20 protein-coding genes are annotated in these 20,258 nt (G+C 73.0%); 7 read left to right on the top strand and 13 right to left on the bottom strand.

Annotated elements, in window-relative coordinates; translation table 11 throughout:
• Positions 1 to 68 precede the first annotated feature (68 nt).
• Entirely contained in the window at positions 69 to 875 is an 807-nt protein-coding gene (locus SPRI_RS38425) for a hypothetical protein (protein WP_005308441.1), read from the bottom strand.
• A 311-nt stretch (positions 876 to 1,186) separates the two neighbouring features.
• Between SPRI_RS38425 and SPRI_RS03710 the strand changes: the two genes are divergently transcribed.
• Positions 1,187 to 1,834: a class F sortase gene (locus tag SPRI_RS03710; protein WP_005308443.1), complete on the top strand. Its 648-nt coding sequence runs from the start codon at positions 1,187 to 1,189 to the stop codon at positions 1,832 to 1,834.
• Positions 1,835 to 1,841: 7 nt separating this feature from the next.
• Here SPRI_RS03710 and SPRI_RS03715 read toward each other — a convergent pair whose 3' ends face one another.
• Positions 1,842 to 2,678: a polysaccharide deacetylase family protein gene (locus SPRI_RS03715; RefSeq protein WP_053556686.1), complete on the bottom strand. Its 837-nt coding sequence runs from the start codon at positions 2,676 to 2,678 to the stop codon at positions 1,842 to 1,844.
• A gap of 150 nt (positions 2,679 to 2,828) precedes the next feature.
• Here SPRI_RS03715 and SPRI_RS03720 point away from each other — a divergent pair, with 150 nt between their 5' ends.
• A complete protein-coding gene (locus SPRI_RS03720; RefSeq protein WP_005308449.1) occupies positions 2,829 to 3,290 on the top strand; it encodes a universal stress protein in 462 nt (153 codons plus the stop codon).
• A 24-nt stretch (positions 3,291 to 3,314) separates the two neighbouring features.
• Here SPRI_RS03720 and SPRI_RS03725 read toward each other — a convergent pair whose 3' ends face one another.
• On the bottom strand, positions 3,315 to 4,520 hold the full coding sequence (locus SPRI_RS03725) for a CapA family protein (RefSeq protein ID WP_037773092.1): 1,206 nt from the start codon (positions 4,518 to 4,520) through the stop codon (positions 3,315 to 3,317).
• A gap of 277 nt (positions 4,521 to 4,797) precedes the next feature.
• Here SPRI_RS03725 and SPRI_RS03730 point away from each other — a divergent pair, with 277 nt between their 5' ends.
• Together SPRI_RS03730 and SPRI_RS03735 are read left to right on the top strand one after the other, a co-directional pair.
• A complete protein-coding gene (locus tag SPRI_RS03730; RefSeq protein ID WP_005308452.1) occupies positions 4,798 to 5,415 on the top strand; it encodes a sigma-70 family RNA polymerase sigma factor in 618 nt (205 codons plus the stop codon).
• Positions 5,416 to 5,499: 84 nt separating this feature from the next.
• A complete protein-coding gene (locus tag SPRI_RS03735) occupies positions 5,500 to 6,015 on the top strand; it encodes a hypothetical protein (RefSeq protein WP_005308453.1) in 516 nt (171 codons plus the stop codon).
• A 12-nt stretch (positions 6,016 to 6,027) separates the two neighbouring features.
• Here SPRI_RS03735 and SPRI_RS03740 read toward each other — a convergent pair whose 3' ends face one another.
• The 5 genes from SPRI_RS03740 to SPRI_RS03760 form a co-directional block, all read right to left on the bottom strand.
• Entirely contained in the window at positions 6,028 to 7,242 is a 1,215-nt protein-coding gene (locus SPRI_RS03740; protein WP_053556687.1) for a sensor histidine kinase, read from the bottom strand.
• On the bottom strand, positions 7,239 to 8,972 hold the full coding sequence (locus SPRI_RS03745) for a sodium/solute symporter (protein WP_005308455.1): 1,734 nt from the start codon (positions 8,970 to 8,972) through the stop codon (positions 7,239 to 7,241). The genes SPRI_RS03740 and SPRI_RS03745 overlap by 4 nt, the downstream gene beginning before the upstream one ends.
• A 22-nt stretch (positions 8,973 to 8,994) precedes the next feature.
• Positions 8,995 to 9,375 carry a DUF485 domain-containing protein gene (locus tag SPRI_RS03750; RefSeq protein WP_005308456.1) on the bottom strand — a complete coding sequence of 127 codons (381 nt, stop codon included), beginning with the start codon at positions 9,373 to 9,375 and terminating at the stop codon, positions 8,995 to 8,997.
• A gap of 134 nt (positions 9,376 to 9,509) precedes the next feature.
• The gene (locus SPRI_RS03755; RefSeq protein ID WP_037773095.1) at positions 9,510 to 9,779 is read right to left on the bottom strand and encodes a hypothetical protein; all 270 of its coding nucleotides are present in this window, start codon (positions 9,777 to 9,779) and stop codon (positions 9,510 to 9,512) included.
• Between the two features lie 130 nt (positions 9,780 to 9,909).
• Positions 9,910 to 10,734, bottom strand: a complete 825-nt coding sequence (locus SPRI_RS03760; protein WP_005308460.1) for a LytR/AlgR family response regulator transcription factor — start codon at positions 10,732 to 10,734, stop codon at positions 9,910 to 9,912.
• A 184-nt stretch (positions 10,735 to 10,918) separates the two neighbouring features.
• Here SPRI_RS03760 and SPRI_RS03765 point away from each other — a divergent pair, with 184 nt between their 5' ends.
• The gene (locus SPRI_RS03765; RefSeq protein WP_053556688.1) at positions 10,919 to 11,587 is read left to right on the top strand and encodes a zf-HC2 domain-containing protein; all 669 of its coding nucleotides are present in this window, start codon (positions 10,919 to 10,921) and stop codon (positions 11,585 to 11,587) included.
• Between the two features lie 240 nt (positions 11,588 to 11,827).
• Here SPRI_RS03765 and SPRI_RS03770 read toward each other — a convergent pair whose 3' ends face one another.
• From SPRI_RS03770 to SPRI_RS03780, 3 genes are all read right to left on the bottom strand, one after another.
• Positions 11,828 to 12,688, bottom strand: coding sequence for an Fpg/Nei family DNA glycosylase (locus tag SPRI_RS03770; RefSeq protein ID WP_053556689.1), 861 nt, complete (start codon positions 12,686 to 12,688; stop codon positions 11,828 to 11,830).
• Positions 12,689 to 12,752: 64 nt separating this feature from the next.
• Positions 12,753 to 13,595, bottom strand: coding sequence for an amidohydrolase family protein (locus SPRI_RS03775; protein ID WP_005308466.1), 843 nt, complete (start codon positions 13,593 to 13,595; stop codon positions 12,753 to 12,755).
• Positions 13,592 to 14,611, bottom strand: coding sequence for an aldo/keto reductase (locus SPRI_RS03780; protein WP_005308472.1), 1,020 nt, complete (start codon positions 14,609 to 14,611; stop codon positions 13,592 to 13,594). Before SPRI_RS03780 ends, SPRI_RS03775 begins: the two co-directional genes overlap by 4 nt.
• Positions 14,612 to 14,868: 257 nt before the next feature.
• Here SPRI_RS03780 and SPRI_RS03785 point away from each other — a divergent pair, with 257 nt between their 5' ends.
• Together SPRI_RS03785 and SPRI_RS03790 are read left to right on the top strand one after the other, a co-directional pair.
• Positions 14,869 to 15,489, top strand: coding sequence for a DNA polymerase ligase N-terminal domain-containing protein (locus tag SPRI_RS03785; protein WP_005308475.1), 621 nt, complete (start codon positions 14,869 to 14,871; stop codon positions 15,487 to 15,489).
• Between the two features lie 51 nt (positions 15,490 to 15,540).
• The gene (locus SPRI_RS03790; protein ID WP_053556690.1) at positions 15,541 to 16,803 is read left to right on the top strand and encodes a cation:proton antiporter; all 1,263 of its coding nucleotides are present in this window, start codon (positions 15,541 to 15,543) and stop codon (positions 16,801 to 16,803) included.
• Between the two features lie 27 nt (positions 16,804 to 16,830).
• Here SPRI_RS03790 and SPRI_RS03795 read toward each other — a convergent pair whose 3' ends face one another.
• Together SPRI_RS03795 and SPRI_RS03800 are read right to left on the bottom strand one after the other, a co-directional pair.
• On the bottom strand, positions 16,831 to 18,903 hold the full coding sequence (locus SPRI_RS03795; RefSeq protein WP_005308479.1) for a SpoIIE family protein phosphatase: 2,073 nt from the start codon (positions 18,901 to 18,903) through the stop codon (positions 16,831 to 16,833).
• Between the two features lie 52 nt (positions 18,904 to 18,955).
• Complete coding sequence (locus SPRI_RS03800; protein ID WP_159039468.1) at positions 18,956 to 20,119, bottom strand: DUF6777 domain-containing protein; 1,164 nt, start codon at positions 20,117 to 20,119, stop codon at positions 18,956 to 18,958.
• Positions 20,120 to 20,258 lie beyond the last annotated feature (139 nt).

A 20,258-nucleotide genomic window follows, 5' to 3' on the forward strand; every position in this document is an offset into this window, starting at 1 on the left:
CGCCCCGAGTCCTTCGGAAGGACTCGGGGCGACGGGCGGTTGCGGCCGGACCGGGGAGGTTCAACCGGTCAGGCCGGACCGCCGACCGAACGGCGGCGGCGGACGATGAACAGGCTGCCGCCGACGGCCGCCGTGGCGACCAGACCCGCGCCGATCGCCATCTCGACGTCGGTCGGTCCGATCGATCCGCCGAGACCGCCCTGCGCGCCGCGCGCGGGCAGGACCCGGAAGGACGCGGTGGCGGTCTCCCGGGAGTCGTTGCACCGGACGGTCAGGCTGTAGTTGCCGGGCGTCGCGTTGTTCCTGACGCGGGCAGTGGCGACCGATTCGCCGCCGTTGCCGCCGTTGCCACCGGTGCCGCCATTGCCACCGTTGTCGCGGTCACCGCCGTGGCCGCCGTTGCCACCGTTGCCACCGTTGCCGCCGTTGCCGCCATTGCCACCGTTGTCGCGGTCACCACCGTGGCCGCCGTTGCCACCGTCACCCCGGTCGCCACGGTCACCGCGGTCACCGCCATTGCCACCATTACCGCCGGTGCCCCGGTCACCACCGTCACCACCGGCACCTCTGTCACCACCATTGCCACCATTGCCACCAGCACCCCGGTCACCACCATTGCCGCCGGCACCGCGGTCACCACCGTGGTCCTTGCCGGCACTGGAGAGCGGGGCGTCCGGGAAGGCGTTCGAGCTGACCACGCCACCGCGCCGGCAACCGTCGACGGTGATGGTCAGAATGCCGCCCGGGAAGACGGACGACGGGTGGACCTGTACGTTCCGCGGGCCGTTGCCGCCCCCGGCGGCCGCCATGGGAGCGCACAGTCCGACGGCCGCGAAGGCGGTCACCGTCGCTGCGAGAGCGCGTGAGGCACGCATCGTTGAACCTCCAGAAGGAAGACGCCCCAAAGCCGTGCTCCGGGATATTCGACGAGTACGTCTTCCATGACGAACGATCACCGGACGGTGCTTTCATCGCATTTCGGCCTTGGTCCACCCCGGTGAGACGACACGCCGACCGAGGAGCCCTTGATCTGACGGAGCCGCAGGTCACAGACCGACGGAAGATTTTGCGGGCCGAATACCCGGATGGGTCATCACCAGTGGCACCGGCCACCCGTTCGCGCTTCCCCCCTCGCCGGAGTGCGGCACCCCGCTTAGCGTGCCCACAAGCGCGCGAAGGGAGAACCATGGGCCAGGACAGGTACGGCAGGGAACCGAGGAGACGCTCGCCCTGGGGCGTACTGGCTCTCGTGATGCTCACCGGCATCGCCATGGTCAAGAACGGTGTGGACGTGGGTCTCGGACCGCCTCAGCCGGCGGCCGCCGCGTCGCAGGAGCTGGCGGGCGAGACGTTCCTGCCCGTGCCGCTGGAGCCGCTGCCGTACGCCGCCGCGGCCCGGGTGCGCATCCCCTCGATCAAGGTGGACGCCCCGATCGTGCACGTCGGGCTGGACCAGGACGGCTGGGTGGCCGCCCCGGAGCCGAACGACCCCAACCTGGCGGGCTGGTACCAGAACGGCATCTCCCCCGGGCAGCGCGGCACCGCCGTCATCGTGGGGCACGTGGACAACCAGGCCGGCCCCGCCGTCTTCTACGGCCTCGGGTCCGTCAAGACGGGCCAGTTGGTCGAGGTGCCGCGCTTCGACGGCCGCGTCGCCGTCTTCGAGGTGTACGGCGTCGAGGTGTTCTCCAAGAACGACTTCCCGGGGGTGCGGGTGTACGCGGACACGGGCCAGCCGGAACTGCGCGTGATCACCTGCGGCGGCGGCTACTCCAAGGCCGGCGGGTACGACGGCAACGTCGTCGTCTTCGCCCGTATGGTCAAGGTCACCTGACGAAACCTCAGCGGCGCGGCACCGTGATCCGGTATCCGTCCTCGAGCAGCTCCGGCAGATAGCGGCGCAGCGCCGACACGCTCTGCGACCGGTTGCCGCCCGCGTCGTGCGAGAGGACGATCACGCCGGGTGCCGCGCCCCGCAGCACCCGGCGGACGATGGACGAGGTGCCGGGCCGCATCCAGTCCAGGGTGTCGACGGTCCAGCCGAGCGGCTCCATGCCGAGATCGGCGCCGATCTCGAACGAGTGCCTGTTCCAGGCGCCGTAGGGTGCTCGGTACCAGAGCGGCGCCTCGCCGAGCGTCTTCTCGATCACCTCGCTGGTGCGCCCCAGCTGATCGCGGATCCTGGACGGCGGCAGCGTGGGGATCAGCGGGTGCGACCAGGTGTGGTTGCCGACCACGTGGCCGTCGGCCGCCATCTCGCGCAGCAGGTCGCGGTTGTCGGTCGCCATCTCGCCGCAGACGAAGAACATCGCCCGCACCTCGTGCTCGCGCAGCACGGCGAGGATGTCCGGGGTGTAGCGGGGGTCCGGGCCGTCGTCGAAGGTGAGCACCATGGCGCGGCCCGCGTCCGGCACCTCGAGGAAGGGCCGCCTGCGCACGGGCGGCTTCGCCCGCCGCAGGACCGGCGGGGCGAAGGCCGTCATGGGCCGCAGCCGGTAGGACGTGGCCTTGGGCGGGGCCGCGGCGGCCGACGGGCCCGCGACCGGCCCGGCGGTGCGGGTGCGTCCCGGGGTCTCGGCCCGCTCACTGACGAGCAGACCGCCGACGGCGGCGGCGCCGAGGCATGCGGCGATGCGGAACATCGAACGGCGACCGGGAAGCGGCTGATCCTTCTTCATGGCCAACTGCTCGCACGGCGCGTGCGGCCACACCCTGATCAACACCGGTTCTCGCAGGGAAAACACCCGATGGGAGCAGCGACGCGGGGCGGTACGGCCGGCCGGGGACGGCCCGTCGGGCGGCCGGCCGGAGCCGATAACCTCGTAGGTGTGACAGAGCATGCGCCCCACCGGTTCGAACGGGGCACCGACGGACCGAAGGTGATCGTCGCGGGCCTCGACGGCTCCGACTCCTCGCTGCGTGCGGCGGCGTACGCGAGCGGCCTCGCCCGGCGGCAGGGCGCGCTGCTCGCGGTGGTGTACGTGCAGCCGGTGATGCCGGCGGGCGCCGCCTTCGGCGTGCCCGTGGCCGAGACGACCGGGGAGATCGCGGAGGGGCTGGTCGCGGAGGTGCGGGCCGCCGCCGAGCGGGTGCGGGGCATCTGGGACGTGCGCTGGGAGTTCCACACCGTGCGCGGCGACCCCTACACCGGTCTGGTGACGGCCGCCGACGAGCTCAAGGCGGACGCGGTGGTGGTGGGCGCCTCCGAATCGGCCGGCCACCGGTTCATCGGATCGGTCGCGGTCCGGCTGGTGAAGGCCGGGCGGTGGCCGGTGACAGTCGTCCCCTGAACCGCCCGGCCCCGTCCCGTCGCGTCAGCGGCCCATGGTGAGACCGTCCTGGGCGGCTCCGCGGCTGAGCACGGCGGAGGTGATGGCCTCCTGGGCCTCGAGCCGGTCGCCGCGCGGCCCCTCGCGGCGCAGCACCTCGGGCAGGTTGACGACGCGGCCGGCGCCGGTGTCCATCCACTGCGGGATGTACTCGGCCTTCGTGACCTCCCAGCGCCCGCCGCGGGTGACGGGGGGCGCGAAGGAGAAGCGGGCGATGGTGCCCTGGTTTCCGCGCGGGTCCTGCACCCCCTCGTTGTTGATCATGTCACCGGCGATCTGGTCGCCCATGCCGTAGACGATCCAGGTGCCGTTGACCTTCTCGTACGCCTGGGGGACGTGCGCGTGGGTGCCGAGGATCAGGTCGATGTCGGGGCGTCCGCCGGTGGTGGACGCGGTGAGGGAGCGGCCGAGGTCGAGCTGTTGCTGATCGGGATCGGTCTGCCATTCGGTGCCCCAGTGCAGGCTCACGACGACGACGTCGGCCCCGGCGCTCCTCGCGGCGCGGGCGTCGTCGACGATGCGCTGCTCGTCGATGAGGTCGACCGCCCAGGACTCCTCCTCGGGCAGCGGTTCGGCGTTCGTCCCGTAGGTGTAGGCCAGCTGGGCCACCTTGGCGCCGCCGGCCGTGAGCCACGCCGGTTCGTCGGCCTCCTGCGGGGTGCGCGCGGAGCCGGCGTGCCCGACGCCCGCGCGGTCGAGGGCGTCCAGGGTGCGCCGCACACCGGCGAGTCCGTCGTCGAGGGTGTGGTTGGAGGCCGTCGAGCACGAGTCGTAGCCGACGCCGGCGAGGGCCGTGGCGATCTCCGGCGGGGACTTGAAGCTGGGGTAGCCGGTGTAGTTCCCGTTCTCGCCGTAGACGGTCTCCATGTGGCAGAGGGCGATGTCGGCGCGGGAGACGACCGGGCCGACTCCCGCGAGCATGGGGCGGAAGTCGTGGCCGACGCCGCCGGCGTCCAGGCGGGCCTGCTGGATGATCGAGGCGTGCGGGAGGACGTCCCCGGTGGCCACGAGTGTGAAGCCGCGCGGGTCGGAGGGGGTGCCGGCCGCCGCGGAGGGCACGGTGCGGGCCGGGCCCTTCCGGGGTGATGCCGACGGGCCGGGGTCCTGCTGTCCGGCACACCCCGCGGCTCCCGCGAGCAGCACGGCGCAGAGGGCCGCCGTGGCCCGTGGTGCGGGTCGCGCGCGTGTCATCGTCGACCAACCTCCCAATTGTGTGATTAACGGCATATCCGACTAACCGAATCCACAGGGGAGGAACTGCCGAGTCAAGCGACACAGCCGACGCGGTCGCCTCAACGGACCTGCACATTCCGCCGGCTCCGGCGGCCCGGTCGACCGTTCGTCGCACCACTCGCCGCTCGGTGCGACCGTTCGCCGACAGACCGGCGCACGCCGTCTGTCGCCGCGTGGCGGGATGCGTTCGTATACGCCACGTGGCAGCGGACCTCTGCGCAGAAGGGTGAAGGCAATGGCGACGGCGACCGCGACGACCGACGAACAGGCAATGGCGGAGCTGCAGCGCGAGCACGGCCCCGCACTGCTGAGCTTCCTGCTGGGACTGACCTACGGGGACCAGCAGCGCGCGGAGGACCTGCTCCAGGAGACGCTCGTACGGGCGTGGCAGCACCCGGAGGCCTTCGACGCCCCGTACGAGTCGATGCGGCCCTGGCTCTTCACCGTGGGGCGCCGCCTCGCCATCGACGCCCGGCGCTCCCGGATGGCACGCCCCACGGAGATCGGCGACGGGGTGCTCGCCACCACGCCGGACCCGGCCGACGTCACGGAGAGCGCGGTGGCCGCGCTGGACGTGCGCGCCGCGGTCGGTGAACTGAGCCCCGAACACCGCGCCGTCCTCGTGCAGATCTACTTCCACGGACTGAGCGTCAACGAGGCCGCCCAGGCGCTCGGCATACCGCCGGGCACCGTCAAGTCACGCTCGCACTACGCACTCCGGGCGCTCGCCCGCTGCCTGCCCGGGTACAGCAGGCGCACCACCACTTCCGCCCCGGACGTCTCGGTGATGGCCGCCTCCCACACCGGTCACGGAAGCCGGACGGCCATATGTGAAACCTCACGCGCCAGTTGAGCAAACCGGCCCTCGCTGCCGTGTCTGTCGGTGGAGGCTCGTGGTCGGACGCCGGCGCAGTCGTACGGGAGAAGGTGAAGCAGCGTGCAGCCCGAAAGCACGAACGGCACCAGCGGAGGCGGGCTCGCGGTCCCCATGGCGTGGCTCTGCGCCGAATACACCGCCGACGAGATGCTGCGCACCGGCGCGCTGGTGGAGGCGGACTCGCTCGAGTTCCGGGCCGGGCGGCAGACACTCGCGCTCACCATCCATCTGTGCGACGGCGGGGAACCGCTCTCCGGCGGATCCACGGCGGCCCGCATCGACCACTGGCTGACTGTCACCTCCTACGGCTACCCCTGGCCGCGGTGGGTGCGGGAACAGCTCGGGGTCCGGGCCGAACGGGTCCGCCACGGCGGCAAGGACCCGGACCTGGCGCTCGCCGCGGACGCCTGGCGCCGGCTGTGCGACACCGAACTGCTCGCCACCGATCTCGGCGGCCTCGAGCCGTGGCATCCCTCCCGTCCCCCGGGTGCGTCACCCGACGAGGCGGACCGGGTGTGGCTGCCGGCGTGGGAGCTCGGCCTTCCCCTCGGGCACCTGGCCGTCCATCTGTGGTGAGCCCGGCCCCGGTCAGGACCGCGGGCCCGCAGAGGAGTGGACCCCCGCACGGTACTTGGGGATCCGGACCGTGATCTTCATACCGGCACCGACGGCGGTCTCGATGACCAGGCCGTAGTCGTCCCCGTACACCTGGCGCAGCCGTTCGTCGACGTTGCTCAGACCGATGCCCGAGGCGGTGGAGCGCTCTCCCGCGAGGATGCCGCGCAGCACCTCCGGATCCATGCCGACGCCGTCGTCCTCGATGGTCACCATCGCCTCCGCGCCCGCGTCCTGCGCGGCGATCATGATGCGGCACTCGTTCCTCGAGTCCTCGAGCCCGTGCTTGACCGCGTTCTCGACCAGGGGCTGGAGGCACAGGAACGGCAGGGTGACCGGCAGGACCTCGGGGGCGACCTGGAGCGTGACCTTGAGCCGGTCGCCGAAGCGCGCCCCGGCGAGCGCCAGGTACTGCTCGATGGAGCGCAGTTCGTCGGCGAGCTGGGTGAACTCGCCGTGCCGCCGGAACGAGTAGCGCGTGAAGTCGGCGAACTCGAGCAGCAGCTCGCGGGCACGCTCGGGATCGGTACGGACGAAGGACGCGATCGCGGCGAGCGAGTTGAAGATGAAGTGCGGCGAGATCTGCGCACGCAGGGCACGGATCTCCGCCTCGATCAGGCGCGTACGCGACCGGTCGAGCTCGGCGAGTTCCAGCTGTACGGAGACCCAGCGTGCCACCTCGGTGGCGGCCCGCACCAGTACGGCCGACTCCCGGGAGCCGTAGGCGACCAGCGCGCCGAGCACGCCCTCCTCCCCCGTCAGGGGCGCGATGACGACCCAGCGCAGCGGGCATTCCAACTCGTCGCACTCCGTGTGGACGCATCGGCTGCGCCCGGAGTCGAGCATCTCGGCGACGAGGTCCATCACCTGCTGCCGGTGCCGGTCGGCGCCGGGCCCGTCCCAGGCGAGCACCGCGTCGCGGTCGGTGAGGCACAGCGCCTCCGTGCCGAGCAGCGGGCGCAGCCGCCGGACGGCCTTGCGGGCCGTGTCCTCCGTCAGACCGGCCCGCAGCGGCGGCGCGGCGAGGGAGGCGGTGTGCAGCGTGTGGAAGGTGGCCCTCTCGACGGGCGTCCCGAGGTCCAGGTCCACCCGCCCCCCGCGTCCGGCCGTCAGCCGGCCGAGTACCGTGCCCACGGCCAGCAGCACGATCCCCGCCGCGGCCAGCGCGGCGATCCCGGTCCCGGTCATCGCGGTACTCCTTCGTGCTGCGGCCTGCCCACGAGGTCCTCCGGGAGGTGCAGCCGGGCGAGGGTGGCCGCGGCGCCGGCCGGTATGTGGCGCGGGGTTGCCAGGGACACGCCCACCATGGTCAGGAAGCCCAGCGGCACCGACCACACCGCGGGCCACGCCATCAGGGTGTGCGCCCAGCCTTCGGGGGCCAGTCCGGCGCGCGTGGCCATCACGGCCGTCAGCGCCGCGCCTCCCCCGACGACGAGCCCGGCGGCCGCTCCCGGCGGGGTGAGCCGGCGCCACCAGATGCCGAGGATCAGCAGCGGGCAGAACGAGGAGGCGGAGACGGCGAAGGCGAGTCCGACCGCGTCGGCGACGGGCACATTGGTCGCCACGACGCTCAGCGCCAGCGGCGCGGCCATCGCGAGCAGCGTCGCGAGCCGGAAGTGCCGCACCCCGCGCGAGGGCAGCACGTCCTGGGTGATCACGCCGGCCACCGACATGGTCAGGCCGGAGGCCGTGGACAGGAAGGCGGCGAACGCGCCTCCGGCGAGGAGCGCCCCGAGGAGTTCGCCGGCGAGCCCGCCGATGATCCGTTCCGGCAGCACCAGTACGGCGGCGTCCGCGGCTCCGGTGAGCGCCAGTTCGGGCGCGTAGAGGCGGCCGAGCGCGCCGTAGACCGGCGGGAGCAGGTAGAAGGCGCCGATCAGCCCGAGCACGACGAGAGTGGTGCGGCGGGCGGCACGCCCGTTGGGGCTCGTGTAGAAGCGGACCGCGACGTGCGGCAGACCCATGGTGCCGAGGAACGTGGCAAGGATCAGCCCGTACGTGGCGTACAACTGGTAGCCGTCCCGGCCGCCGGACAGCGGCTGCGACCAGCTCAGCGGGTCGGAGCCCTCGGTGGTCCGCCGGGGCACCTCGGCCCCTTCGGGGAAGCGCAGGGTCGTACCCGACTCGATGCGGTGGGTCCCCTCGTCGAGCGCGACGGGCCGGCCGTCGTGCCGCACGCCGTCGACCGTGCCGATGACGCGGAGCGTCAGCGGGTCGTCGAGGTCGACGCGCACGGTGTCGTCGACGCGGACGGCGGTGTGCTTCTGGAAGACGGCGGGCGCGTCGAACCTGGCCCGGGGAGCGTCGTCGCCGACCCACGCCGCGACGAGGAACAGCGCCGGCACCAGCAGGGCCGTGAGCTTCAGCCAGTACTGGAAGGCCTGCACGAAGGTGATGCTCCGCATACCACCGGCGGCCACCGCCCCGGTGACGACGAACGCGACGACGACGCTGCCGACCCAGTCGGGCGCCCCCGTGAGGATCTGCAGGGTCAGGCCCGCGCCCTGGAGTTGCGGCAGCAGATAGAGCCAGCCGATGCCGACGACGAAGAGACTCGCGAGCCTGCGCACCTGGGCGGACTCCAGGCGCGCCTCGGCGAAGTCGGACAGCGTGTACGCGCCGGACCGGCGCAGCGGGGCGGCGACGAGCACCAGCAGTACGAGGTAGCCGGCGGTGTAGCCGACGGGGTACCAGAGCATGTCGGGGCCCTGGAGGAGAACGAGCCCCGCGATGCCGAGGAACGACGCGGCGGAGAGGTACTCGCCGCTGATGGCGGCCGCGTTGAGGGCGGGCTTCACGGTGCGGGAGGCGACGTAGAAATCGGAGGTGGTGCGGGATATGCGCAGGCCGAGCGCGCCGACGAGCACGGTGGCGAGCACCACGACGGTGACGGCGGTCACCGCGTAGGTCTGGTTCACGTGGTTTCTCCCGCCGCCACGGTCAGCGGCCTTCGACGAGCCTGGTGAAGTCGCGTTCGTTGCGCTCGGCCCGGCGCACGTACCAGCGGGCGATCAGCCACATGACGGGGTAGACCACAACGCCGAGCGCGATCCAGACGAAGGGCTCTGGCGACCCGGGTGAACCGCCGAGGGCCGCGGGCAGCGCGAACAGCAGCGGCAGCGTGCCGACCAGCAGGGCCAGCGTGCCGAGCGCGTACAGAGCGGCCCGCAGCTGGCTGCGCATCAGCGAGCGCACGTAGGTGGTGCCGAGGGTGGTCTGCTCGCTGATCTCGGAGCGGGCCGGGGCATGGCCGGGCGGACGGCGGGTGCCGCGCGGCACTCCCGTGACCACCTCACGGCGTGGCGTTTGGTCTGCAGACATCGGCGTCCGCTCCAGCGTCTCTCGGCGAACTCGGGGAGATGGTGGAGTCTACGCAGGGGCGATCACGGACGGTAGAGACGGTCCAGGGGGAAGGCCCCGGCCCTCGGGCACGTCTCCCGGCTGTCCGCCGCCGGTCAGCGGCCGGTGTTCCGGGCGCAGTCGCTGAGCGCGATCTCCAGCTCGACGTAGGACTCCTCGGCCCTGCGGAAGGCGACCTCGAGGGCCGCTTCCCCGCGCGGGCCCGCGATGCCGCGCGCCGACTCCCGGATCTCGTAGAGCACGTCCGCCCAGCGGCCCGCGGCACTCCTGACGGTGGCGAGCAGCGCTTCGAGGTCCCCGGCGTCGGCCGGGCGGCTCGACGGGAGCCTGCGGAGCTCGTCCAGCAGTGCTTCGATGTCGCGCATCAGGCCCCTTCTTCCCGGCCTGATCAAGGTTAGGCGCGTGCCGCTGCCGCCGGGGCCGGTCGCGGTGCCGGGTCGCTGTGCGGCCCGGTCCGGGCGACGAACGGTAGGCGGTGGCCGCCGAACGGTCGGGTCAGCCCCGCGCGTGCCGCAGCAGCAGGTCACGCAGCTGACGGGCGTGCCGGCGGCTGACCGCGAGCTCGGCGTCCCCGACCCGTACGGTCGTCGTGCCGGCGTCCAGCCTCAGTTCGTCGATGCGTCCCAGGGCGACCAGGTGGCTGCGGTGTATACGGACGAACCCGCGGGAGGCCCAACGCTCCTCCAAGGCGGACAGCGGGATACGGACCAGATGGCTGCCCGCGGCGGTGTGGAGCCGGGCGTAGTCGCCCTGGGCCTCCACGTACGTGATGTCGTCCACCGGCACGAAGCGGGTCACTCCGCCGAGTTCCACGGGTATCTGCTCCGCTCCCCCGCTGTTCGGCACGGCCGGTGCGGCCGGTACGGCCGCACCGGGCTGGACGTGGGCCGGGGCGGCGGTCGCGTCCGGCCGCTGCGGTTCCCGCGAGGCGCCGGCCAGGTCGCGGACCCGGCGCACGGCTTCGGCGAGCCGTTCCCTGCGGACCGGCTTGAGGACGTAGTCGACGGCCTTGAGGTCGAACGCCTGGACCGCGAACCCCTCGTGGGCCGTGACGAAGACGATCAGCGGCGGCCTGGCGAACCCGGCGAGGAGCCTCGCGACGTCGAGCCCGGTCAGCCCCGCCATGTGGATGTCCAGGAAGACGACGTCGATGGCGTCCTCACCGTCCGGTCCGGCGTCCAGCGCCCGGCCGATGCGGCGCAGCGCCTCCGTGGCGTCGGTCGCGCCCTCGGCGCTGCGGATCCGTGAGTCGGCACGCAGGAGGTAGAGCAGCTCTTCGAGCGCCGGTTTCTCGTCGTCGACAGCCAGTACGCGCAGCATGGAGCGGAGTCTAGGCGCGGTCCGCGCGATGCGGCCACGCCCCCGGGAGGGCGGTCCGCCCGGCCGCGGAAGGACGGCCGGCTTTGCGATCGCGTTCGCCTCGCCGAAGGGTTGAGCGCATCGCCTTCCCGCTGCGTATTCCAGGGTGACCGCCCGTAACACCTCAAGGAATCGAGGACCGCCCATGAGCCGGCAGCAGCCGCACCTGGATGTGGCCGCCTACGCGCTGGGCATCCTGGAACCGGCCGACGCGTTCCGGTTCGAGGAACACCTTGCCGGTTGTGTCGCGTGCGCCGTGGGGCTGTCCGACTTCACCTCCCTCGCCGGGGCGCTGTCCGAGCTCGCCGGTCCCGGCCCGATCCACGCCCGCCCCGGTCCGAAGCTGCTCGAGCGGCTGACCGGCGCGGTGGTGGCGCAGCGCCGCCGAGCACGTCGGCGGCGGTCGGTGCTGGTGGCGGTTGCCGCCTCGCTGATCGTCGCGCTGCCCACCGCGGTGCTGACGGTCCGGGGCGCCGCGGAGCCCGCGCCCCCGCGGGTCGTCGCGTCGGATCCGACGACGGGCGTCACCGCCTCCGTGGCACTGGAGGACCACGGCTGGGGCACGGCGGTCGCCATGCGGCTCACCGGGCTCGCCGGACCGCGCACCTGCCGGCTCGTTGCTATCGGCAAGGACGGGGTGGAGCACCCCGTCCTCAGCTGGTGGGTCCCGGAGGGCGGGTACGGCGTACGCGAAGGGCCCGGCCGGGAGGGGCCGCTGGACCTCGAGGCGAGCACGGGGCTGCACACGGCGGAGATCGGCCGCTGGGAGGTCCGGGCGGAGAGCGGGGAGCGGCTGCTGTCGATCGGCGGCTGAACCGGCGGCGGGCGGAGGGGGCGGACCGGGCGGCACCGCGTCACGCGACCGACCCCGCGTCATGAGGCCGGACCGGCGGCCCGCGGGCGGACCGGGCGGCACCGCGTCACGCGGACAGACCGGGCGGCACACGGGCGGGCCGGCCTCACGCGGGAGGACCGGGCGGCACCGCGTCACGCGGGAGGACCGGCATCACGCGGGCCTGCCCGCCTCACCATGCCGGCCGGAGAGCCGCGGGCGTCACTTGAGCAGGCGGGAGAGCCGGCGGTCCGCGAGTGGGCGGCCACCGGTCTGGCAGGTGGGGCAGTACTGCAACGACGAGTCGCTGAAGGCCACTTCACGGACGGTGTCGCCGCACACGGGACACGGCCGGCCGGTGCGGCCGTGGACCCGCATGCCGCTCTTCTTCTCCGACTTGAGCCGGCCCGCCGCCAGACCCCGAGAGCGCTCCACGGCGTCGGCGAGGGTGGTCCGCAGCGCCTCGTACAGGGTGTCGGTCTCTTCGTCGCCGAGGTTCTGCACGGGTTTGAAGGGCGACATCCTGGCGGCGTGCAGGATCTCGTCGCTGTACGCGTTGCCGATGCCCGCGATCAGGCTCTGGTCACGCAGTGCGCCCTTGATCTGGCGCCGCTCGCCCTCCAGCACCCTCGCGAAGGCGGCGCGGTCGAAGTCGTCGGCCAGCGGGTCGGGTCCGAGCCGTGCCACGCCGGGCACGTCGGCCGGGTCGCGGACGACGTGCACGGCGAGCCGCTTGGTGGTCCCGGCCTCCGTCAGGTCGAAGCCGCCGCCTCCGACCAGTGCCGTCCGCATCGCCAGCGGTCCTTTGCCGGGGCGGGGCGGCTGCGCGGGGAGCTCGTCCTTCCATTGGAGCCAGCCCGCGCGGGCGAGATGGACGACGAGGTGGAGCCCGCCCGCGGTGACGTCGAGCCACTTGCCGTGCCGTCGAACGCCGGTGACGTCCGTTCCTTCGAGGGCGGAGAGCGGCGGGTCGTAGGTCTTGAGCACGCTGATGGCCACGGGCAGCACTCGTTCGATCCTCCGGCCCACGAGTTGGGCGTCGAGGAACTCCCGTAGCGCTTCGACCTCCGGCAGTTCGGGCATACCCCCACCCTGCCGCAGCGGGCGGCGCGCCGCGCGCCGGACCGGCGCTCGCGGAGGGCCGGTTTCAGAGGCGGTAGACGCGGGTCGCGGTGGCTTCGAACACGGCTCGCCGCTCCTGATCGCCGAGGCGCCCGGTGAGCGCGCGGGCGGCGTCGAGGACCTCCGCGTAATCGGCGGCGAGGTTGCACACCGGCCAGTCGGAGCCGAACATCAGCCGGTCCGGCCCGAAGGCCTCCAGCACGATGTCCGCCCATGGCCGCAGGCCGGCGACGGTCCAGGAGGACCGGTCGGCCTCTGTCACCAGGCCGGAGAGCTTGCACACGGTGTTGGGGTGCGCCGCCAGGGCGCGTACCGCCCGGCTCCAGGGCCCCGGTCCGGCCGAGGTGACGGGCGGTTTGCCGAGGTGGTCGAGGACGAAGGTGAGGCCGGGCAGCCGGGCCGCCGCCCCGGCCGCCGCGGGCAGCTGGTGCGGAAGCACCACGAGGTCGTAGGCGAGTCCGGCCTCCGCGACGGCGGCGAGGCCGCGCAGGACGTCCGGGCGCAGCAGCCAGCGGGGGTCCGGTTCGCTCTGGACCTGGTGGCGGACGCCGACGAGCCGGTCGCCGCCGGGGAGTTCGATGAGGGCGGCGAGGGTGTCGGCGATGTCGGGGGCGGTGAGGTCGGTCCAACCGACGACCCCGGCGACGAGGTTGTCGGCGGCGGCGAGGGCCAGGAGCTCCGGGGTCTCCTCCGCGGCGCACACCGTCTGGACGAGCACGGTGGCCCGCACGCCCGCGGCGCGGGCCAGGGGCGCCAGGTCCTCGATGCCGAAGGAGCGCCGGATCGGGGCCATCGCCCGGCCGCGGATCCACTCCTGGTCGCGTACCGAGAGGTCCCATACATGGTGGTGTGCGTCGACGATGTTCACCGCCCTGCTGCTCCAGGGCCGTCGGCCGCCGGTGGCGACGGCGCTCTCGTGGGTGTGTCCGGCAGCAGGCCCTTCGCGCGCAGTTCGTCGAAGAGCGCGGCCGGTACGGGGGTCGCGAGCAGTTCTGCGGTGTCGCGGACCTCGGCGGCGGACCGGGCGCCGGTAAGAGCGCCTGCCACGGCCGGGTGGCCGAGGGAGTAGTGCAGGGCGGCGGCACGAAGCGGTACTCCGTGGCGTTCGGCGGTCTCCTTGAGGCGCAGGGCACGGGCCACCAGGTGCGGCGGCGCGGGGGTGTAGTCGTAGCGGGCGCCCGGGCGGGGGTCGGCAAGGAGCCCGGAGTTGAACACACCTCCGACGACGACGCTCTTGCCGCGGGCGGCGGCCTCCGGCAGCAGTTCGGTGAGGGCGCTCTGGTCGAGCAGGGTGTAGCGGCCGGCGCACAGGACGGCGTCGACGTCGGTGTCGCGCACGAAGCGGGCGAGCATCGCCGCCTGGTTCATGCCCGCCCCGATCGCGCCGACGACGCCTTCGGCGCGCAGTCTTTCCAGCGCCGGGTAGGCGTGCCGGAAGGCGGCCTCCTCGTGGTCGTCGGGGTCGTGGAGGTGGACGAGGTCGACGCGGTCGAGGCCCAGGCGCCCGAGGCTCTCCTCGATGCCGCGCAGGACACCGTCGGCGCTGAAGTCCCATACGCGCCGGTGGTCGGCGGGCACGGCGAAGCCGTGCGCCAGGTCGTCGCCCGCCACCGGGCACGGTTCGAGCAGCCGGCCCACCTTCGTGGAGAGGGTGTACGAGCCGCGCGGCCGGGCACGGAGCGCCTCGCCGAGCCGTCGTTCGGCCAGGCCGAGCCCGTAGTGGGGTGCGGTGTCGAAGGAGCGGATGCCCACGTCCCAGGCGGCGTCGACCGTGGCGGCGGCCTCCTCGGGGCCGACGGGTGTGTAGAGGTTGCCGATGCCGGACGCCCCGAAGGACAGTTCGGTGATCTCGACCGCGCTCCGTCCGAGCGTGCTGCGTCGCATCCGGCTGTTGTCCCCTCGCCAGTGGATCCGGACGTCCGTCGATCCATATTCATCGGACCACTCACGGACCGTCAACACCCCAATGCCGTGAAGAAGCACGATCTGGGGCCCACCTGTCCGATCAATCTCTGAGGGCCGAACGCACCCGGCGTCCCACCGCGCGGGGCCGCCGCGGACGGCGGACCACGGGGCGGGTGCGTGAGCGCCCCGCGGCCGGGTACCCGTGATCAACACCGCACCGCACCCAAGGAGTCCCCGTGCCTGCCCGCGACGTTCTGGCGGAGTACCGCCGCAAGCGCGATTTCCACCGGACCACCGAGCCCTCGGGAAGAGGCGGCCCTCACGACCGTGACGCGCTCTCGTTCGTGGTCCAGATCCACGACGCGAGCACGATGCATTTCGACTTCCGCCTCGAGGTGGACGGCGTCCTCAAGAGCTGGGCCGTCCCGAAGGGCCCGTCCGCCGACCCGGGTGCGAAGCGCCTCGCCATGCCGACCGAGGACCACCCGCTGGAGTACGCGGACTACGAGGGCGTCATCGCGCCCGGCGAGTACGGCGCCGGCGCCGTCATCATCTGGGACGAGGGCACCTACCGCAGCCTCGCCACCGACCGGCGCGGCAACGAGATCCCGTTCGCCGACGCCTTGGAGGCCGGCCACGCCTCGTTCTGGCTCGACGGCAGAAAACTGCACGGCGGCTACGCCCTCACCCGCACCCGCGACGGCGGGGCCGGCGGACGCGAGACGTGGCTCCTGGTGAAGAAGCACGACCGGCACGCCTCCTCGCACCACGCGCCGGAGCCCCGCCGGGCCCGGTCCGCCCGCACCGGCCGGACCCTCAAGGGGGTGACGGCGGACGCGTCTGCCCACGATGCCTGAGTCGGCGCGCGCTCCCCACCTCGGCCGGAGCCCTGGGCGAGGATGGTGCGGATGATGTTCTCGGACGCCGTCTACGCGGCCTTGGGAGTCGGCGCGCTGGCTGCCGGCGTGGTGCCGCGGATCGTGTTCAAGCGCCCGTTGTCGATGCCCATGGTGTTCCTGGCGGCGGGCGCGCTCGTCGCCGCGCTGCCCCTCCCGGTACCGGTCGTGGATCCGGTGCGGGACCGGTTGTGGGTCGAACACGTCACGGAGGTCTGCGTGATCGTGGCCCTGATGGGCGCGGGCCTGGCCATCAACCGCCCGTTCGGGCTGCGCGCGTGGGCAGGACCCTGGCGCCTGCTGGGAATCACCATGCCGCTCACCGTCGCGGGCACCACGCTGGCGGCGGTGTTGCTGCTGGACTGGCCGTTCGCCCTCGCCCTGCTGCTGGCGGCGGTCCTCTCGCCCACCGATCCGGTGCTCGCGGCGGAGGTCCGGGTCGGTGAGCCCACCGACGCCGAGCAGGACGAGGACGAGGTGCGCTTCACCCTCACCAGCGAGGCCGGCCTCAACGACGGGCTGGCCTTCCCCTTCGTCCTGGCCGCGCTCGCCGCCGCCTCCGCCGCGGCCGCCGGCCGGCCCTTCGAGTGGATCGGCGGCTGGCTGCTGACCGACCTGCTCGGCAGGGCCGCCGTCGGCGTGCTGACGGGCCTGGCGATCGGACTCCTGCTCGGGCGGATGTTCTTCCGCGCCAGGGTCTCCGCCCTGCGGCTGTCGGAGCACATGGAAGGCTTCGTCGCCCTGGGCGCCACCTTCGTGTCGTACGGCGTGGCCGAACTGCTGCACGGCTACGGCTTCCTCGCGGTCTTCGTCACCGCCTGCGCCATCCGGTCCGCGGAGCGCAGCCACGGCTACCACAAGGTCCTGCACGAGTTCACCGAGCAGGTCGAACGCCTGCTGACCGCCTTCCTCCTCTTCCTCCTCGGCGGCTATCTGGTCACCGGCGGGCTCGGCGCCCTCGACTGGCCGGGAGCGCTCGTCGCCGTCCTGCTCGTCCTCGTGATCCGCCCGGTCACGGGCTGGGTCGCCCAGCTGGGCTTCCGTGCGGGCACCCGTGAGCGGCTCGTCACCTCCGCGTTCGGCATCCGCGGCATCGGCTCGCTGTACTACCTCGCGTACGCCTTGGGGCAGGGCGCTTTCTCCGCGCACGCCGAGGAGCTGTGGTCCGTCGTCGCCTTCACCGTCCTGGCGTCCGTCATGCTCCACGGGACCGCGGCCACGCCGGTGATCAGCCGTCTCGACCGGCTGCGCGGCAGGTCCGGCCCACCGCCGTGACCTGACGGGTGCCGCGGCGGGGCCTCGTCAGGGCGCGATCCGTTCGGGCATACGGAACTCGCACCACACGCACTTGCCGCTGCCGCGTGACTCGACGCCCCAGCTGTCGGAGAGCCGGTCCACGAGCATCAGGCCCCGCCCGGAGACGCCCGCCACGCCGGCGTCGCGCCGGCGCGGCAGTGCGCTGGAGCGGTCCTCGACCTCGACCCGGAGCCGCCGTTCCGCGCCGGCCAGCACCCGTGCCGTGACGATCGCCCCACCGTCGGTGTGCATCAGCGCGTTCGTGATCATCTCGTCGGCGGCCAGCTCTATCTCGTCCGCGCGATCGCCGGCGCCCCAGGCCCGGACGGCGGCCCTGACCATGTGACGGGCCGAGCGCAGCGCTTCCGGGTCGCCCTGGGCGACGTGCTGCTGGAGCCGGCCGCCCGCCTGGGCGGTGAAAGCGCCCTTGCGGCGCAGCAGCAGGAGCGCGACGTCGTCGTCGCCCCCGCGTTCGTCCACCACCTCGCAGAGCCGGTCGGCCAGCAGCTGGAGGTCGCGCGGGCCGCCGTGCACCAGCTCGGCGAGCAGCTGCATCCCGTCGTCGAGGTCCGCGCCCGGCTGTTCGACCAGGCCGTCGGTGTACATCACCAGCGTCTGGCCGGGATCGAGTTCGACGGTACTGACCGGGTACTCGAGCCGTCCGAACTCCGCGGAGAGCCCCAGCGGCAGTCCGCCCTGCAGCGCCAGCCTCCGGCAGCTGCCGTTGAGTTCCCTGATCAGCGGGTCGACGTGCCCGGCCCTGACCACCTGCACCACCCCGGTGGACAGGTCCACCTCGGCGTAGGTGCAGGTGGCGAAGCGGTCGGTGTCCAGTTCGTGCAGGAAGACGGACGCCCGGGCCATCACGGTGGCCGGTGTGTGGCCTTCGGCCGCGTAGGCGCGCAGGACGATGCGGAGCTGTCCCATCACGGCGGCCGCGTGTGTGTCGTGGCCCTGCACGTCCCCGATGACCGCGCCGACGCGGCCGCCGGGCAGCGCGATGATGTCGTACCAGTCGCCGCCGATGTCCTGCCCGAACCGCGCGGAACGGTAGCGCACCGCGATCTGCGCGCCCGGCACCTCCGGGATCCGGCGCGGCAGCATGGCCTGCTGGAGCCCTTCGGCGAGGTCGTGCTCCTGCTCGTAGAGCATGGCCCGCTGAAGGCTCTGCGCGATGCTGCTGCCGAGCGCCACGAGGAGATTGCGCTCCTCGGCGCTGAAGCTGGTCTTGTCGCTGTAGAGGAGCCCGAGCGCTCCGATGGGGCGGGCCTGGGCGATCAGGGGCAGGTAGGCCGCGGCGGAGATGTCGAGTCCCCGGATGTGCGGCCACAGGATCGGGTACGACCGGGCGAAGTCGGCCTTGGACTCGATGAAGCGCGGAGTGAGGGTGCGCACCACTTCGCTCATCGGATACTGCTCGTCGACCCGTGTGTAGCGGGTGCCGGGCACGAAGGAGCCTTCCGGTCCCTCGGCCACGAGATGGATCCGGCCCGACTCGAGAAGTCCCATGACGAGGCTGGTGGCGCCGAGGTGCTCGAGACCGTGGGTGTTCTTGAGCAGTTCGATGATGTCCTGCACGGTCCTGGCGTGCGCGAGGGCGGCCGTCGTGCTCTCGACGACACTGGTCTGCCTGCGGCGCTCGAGGTCGACCTCGACATGGGCGGTGGAGTCGGCGAGCTCCTGCGTGGCGTCCCGGACGATGCCGATGATGCGCACGGGGCGGCCTGTCTCGTCCCGCCGCACACACCCCTGGGTGTGGGTCCACCGCAGGGTGCCGTCACGGCGCCGGATGCGGAAGTAGGCGCCGTAGTTGTCGTTCCCGCTCTTGAGTGCCTGGGCCACCATCGTGTCCAGCCGCACGGCCTCGTCGGCCGGTACCCGTATGCCCAGGCTCTCCGGACGGCCGTCGTACTCCTCCTGGCTGAGGTCGAACACCTCGAGGCCGGGCCCGTCCATGTGCATGAGCCCGCTTGTGAGGTCCCAGTCGAAGGTGCCCATGCGGTTGAGGTGGAGGCTCACGTCCGCGTGCGCCGGCCAGTCGTCGGGGAGCGACAGGGCACCCGCTGCCCGATCAACCATGCGCCCACTCTGTCACGATTTGTCGACTTCCACGAGCTGTCGGACGGCCCGCTCAGCGCGGCAGAACGTCCGCCTCCGGAAGCAATTCCTGGTCCGGACCGGCGGGAGCGACCTGTTCCGGGACGACGGGGTCCCACCCCGCCCCGGCCCCGGACCCCGCGGAGAGACCGGGGTCGGCCGGCTCGGGCTCCACGGGGTCGGGCGCCTCCTGCCCCAGGTCCGCGGGCAGGTCCGGCTGCGGGGCGGCCGGCACCTCGGGCTCGACCGGCACACCCGGCTCCACCGGCGGCTGCGGAACCGCGGGCCCGACGGGCGCCGGCTCCGCGGGCGGCTGCGGCCGCGGCGGGGCGGCCGAGGGCTCGGGGGTGGCACGCTCCGCGCCTGCCGAGTCCGCCGCTCCGCCCGGGTCGGTGCGGGCCAGGTCGGCGAAGACCTCGTCGGGGTCGACGGGCGGAAGCACGGCGGGCCGGGCGTCGTCCTCGCCCTCTGTGCCGCTGGGACGCTCGATCCAGCCGTTGTCGACGACGCTGACGAGCAGGAGGTTGTTGACGGCCTGCGTCGCGGGCTTGATCACGATCACCCGGTCCGCCCGGTACCCGGACCAGGGCTCGCCCTTGTTGGCCGGCGCGGTCCTGATCGCCACCGGCTGCTCCAGCGGCGCTCCCGAGGCGCAGCGCACCCGCGGGGCCCCGTACTCGTCGACCAGTACGGCGGTACCGGCCTGGAGCACCGACTGCCGGGCGACGGCGGACCCGTCGTGGAAGCCGTGGCCGGTGACCCGGACGTCGGCGCGGAGCACGACCGGGGTGAGGCCGCGCAGGAACGCGGCGACGCCCGAATGCTCGACCCCCGCCGCCTCGGCGAAGGCCTTCGCCTTGCGCTTGTCCGCCGCCAGCAGACCGGCCTGGCGTCCGATGTCGCAGCTGGCCGACTCCTGGGCGCCCGCGTAGAGACCCGGTGTGGCACCGGACAGCGTACGGAGGGTCACGCCGCCACCGGACGGGCTCTTGGGCGCGGTGGCGACGGTCGGCAGTGCCGGCGGCTCCCCGGCGGTGACGGTCGACGCGGTGAAGGGCTCGGGCCCGGGCGCCGACCGCGACTGGAGGAGGATCTCCTCCGGCTCCGCCGCCTTGCTGTCGCCGCCGCAGCCGGCGGCCAGCGGCCCCAGGCACAGCACGGCGACCGTCGCGTACAGACCACGCATCCGTGAGCGCACCAAGATCTCCCGCCTCCCGCAACTCGAGATGTCCCTCAATTTCTGACGGATCATCACCGAAGCCGCGACTTGAACGCGTTCAGTTCAGCACATAAGGTCGGCACCGGAAGGTTTGAACACGTTCAACCGGTGGGGGGTG

Source organism: Streptomyces pristinaespiralis (assembly GCF_001278075.1).
Lineage (GTDB): Bacteria > Actinomycetota > Actinomycetes > Streptomycetales > Streptomycetaceae > Streptomyces > Streptomyces pristinaespiralis.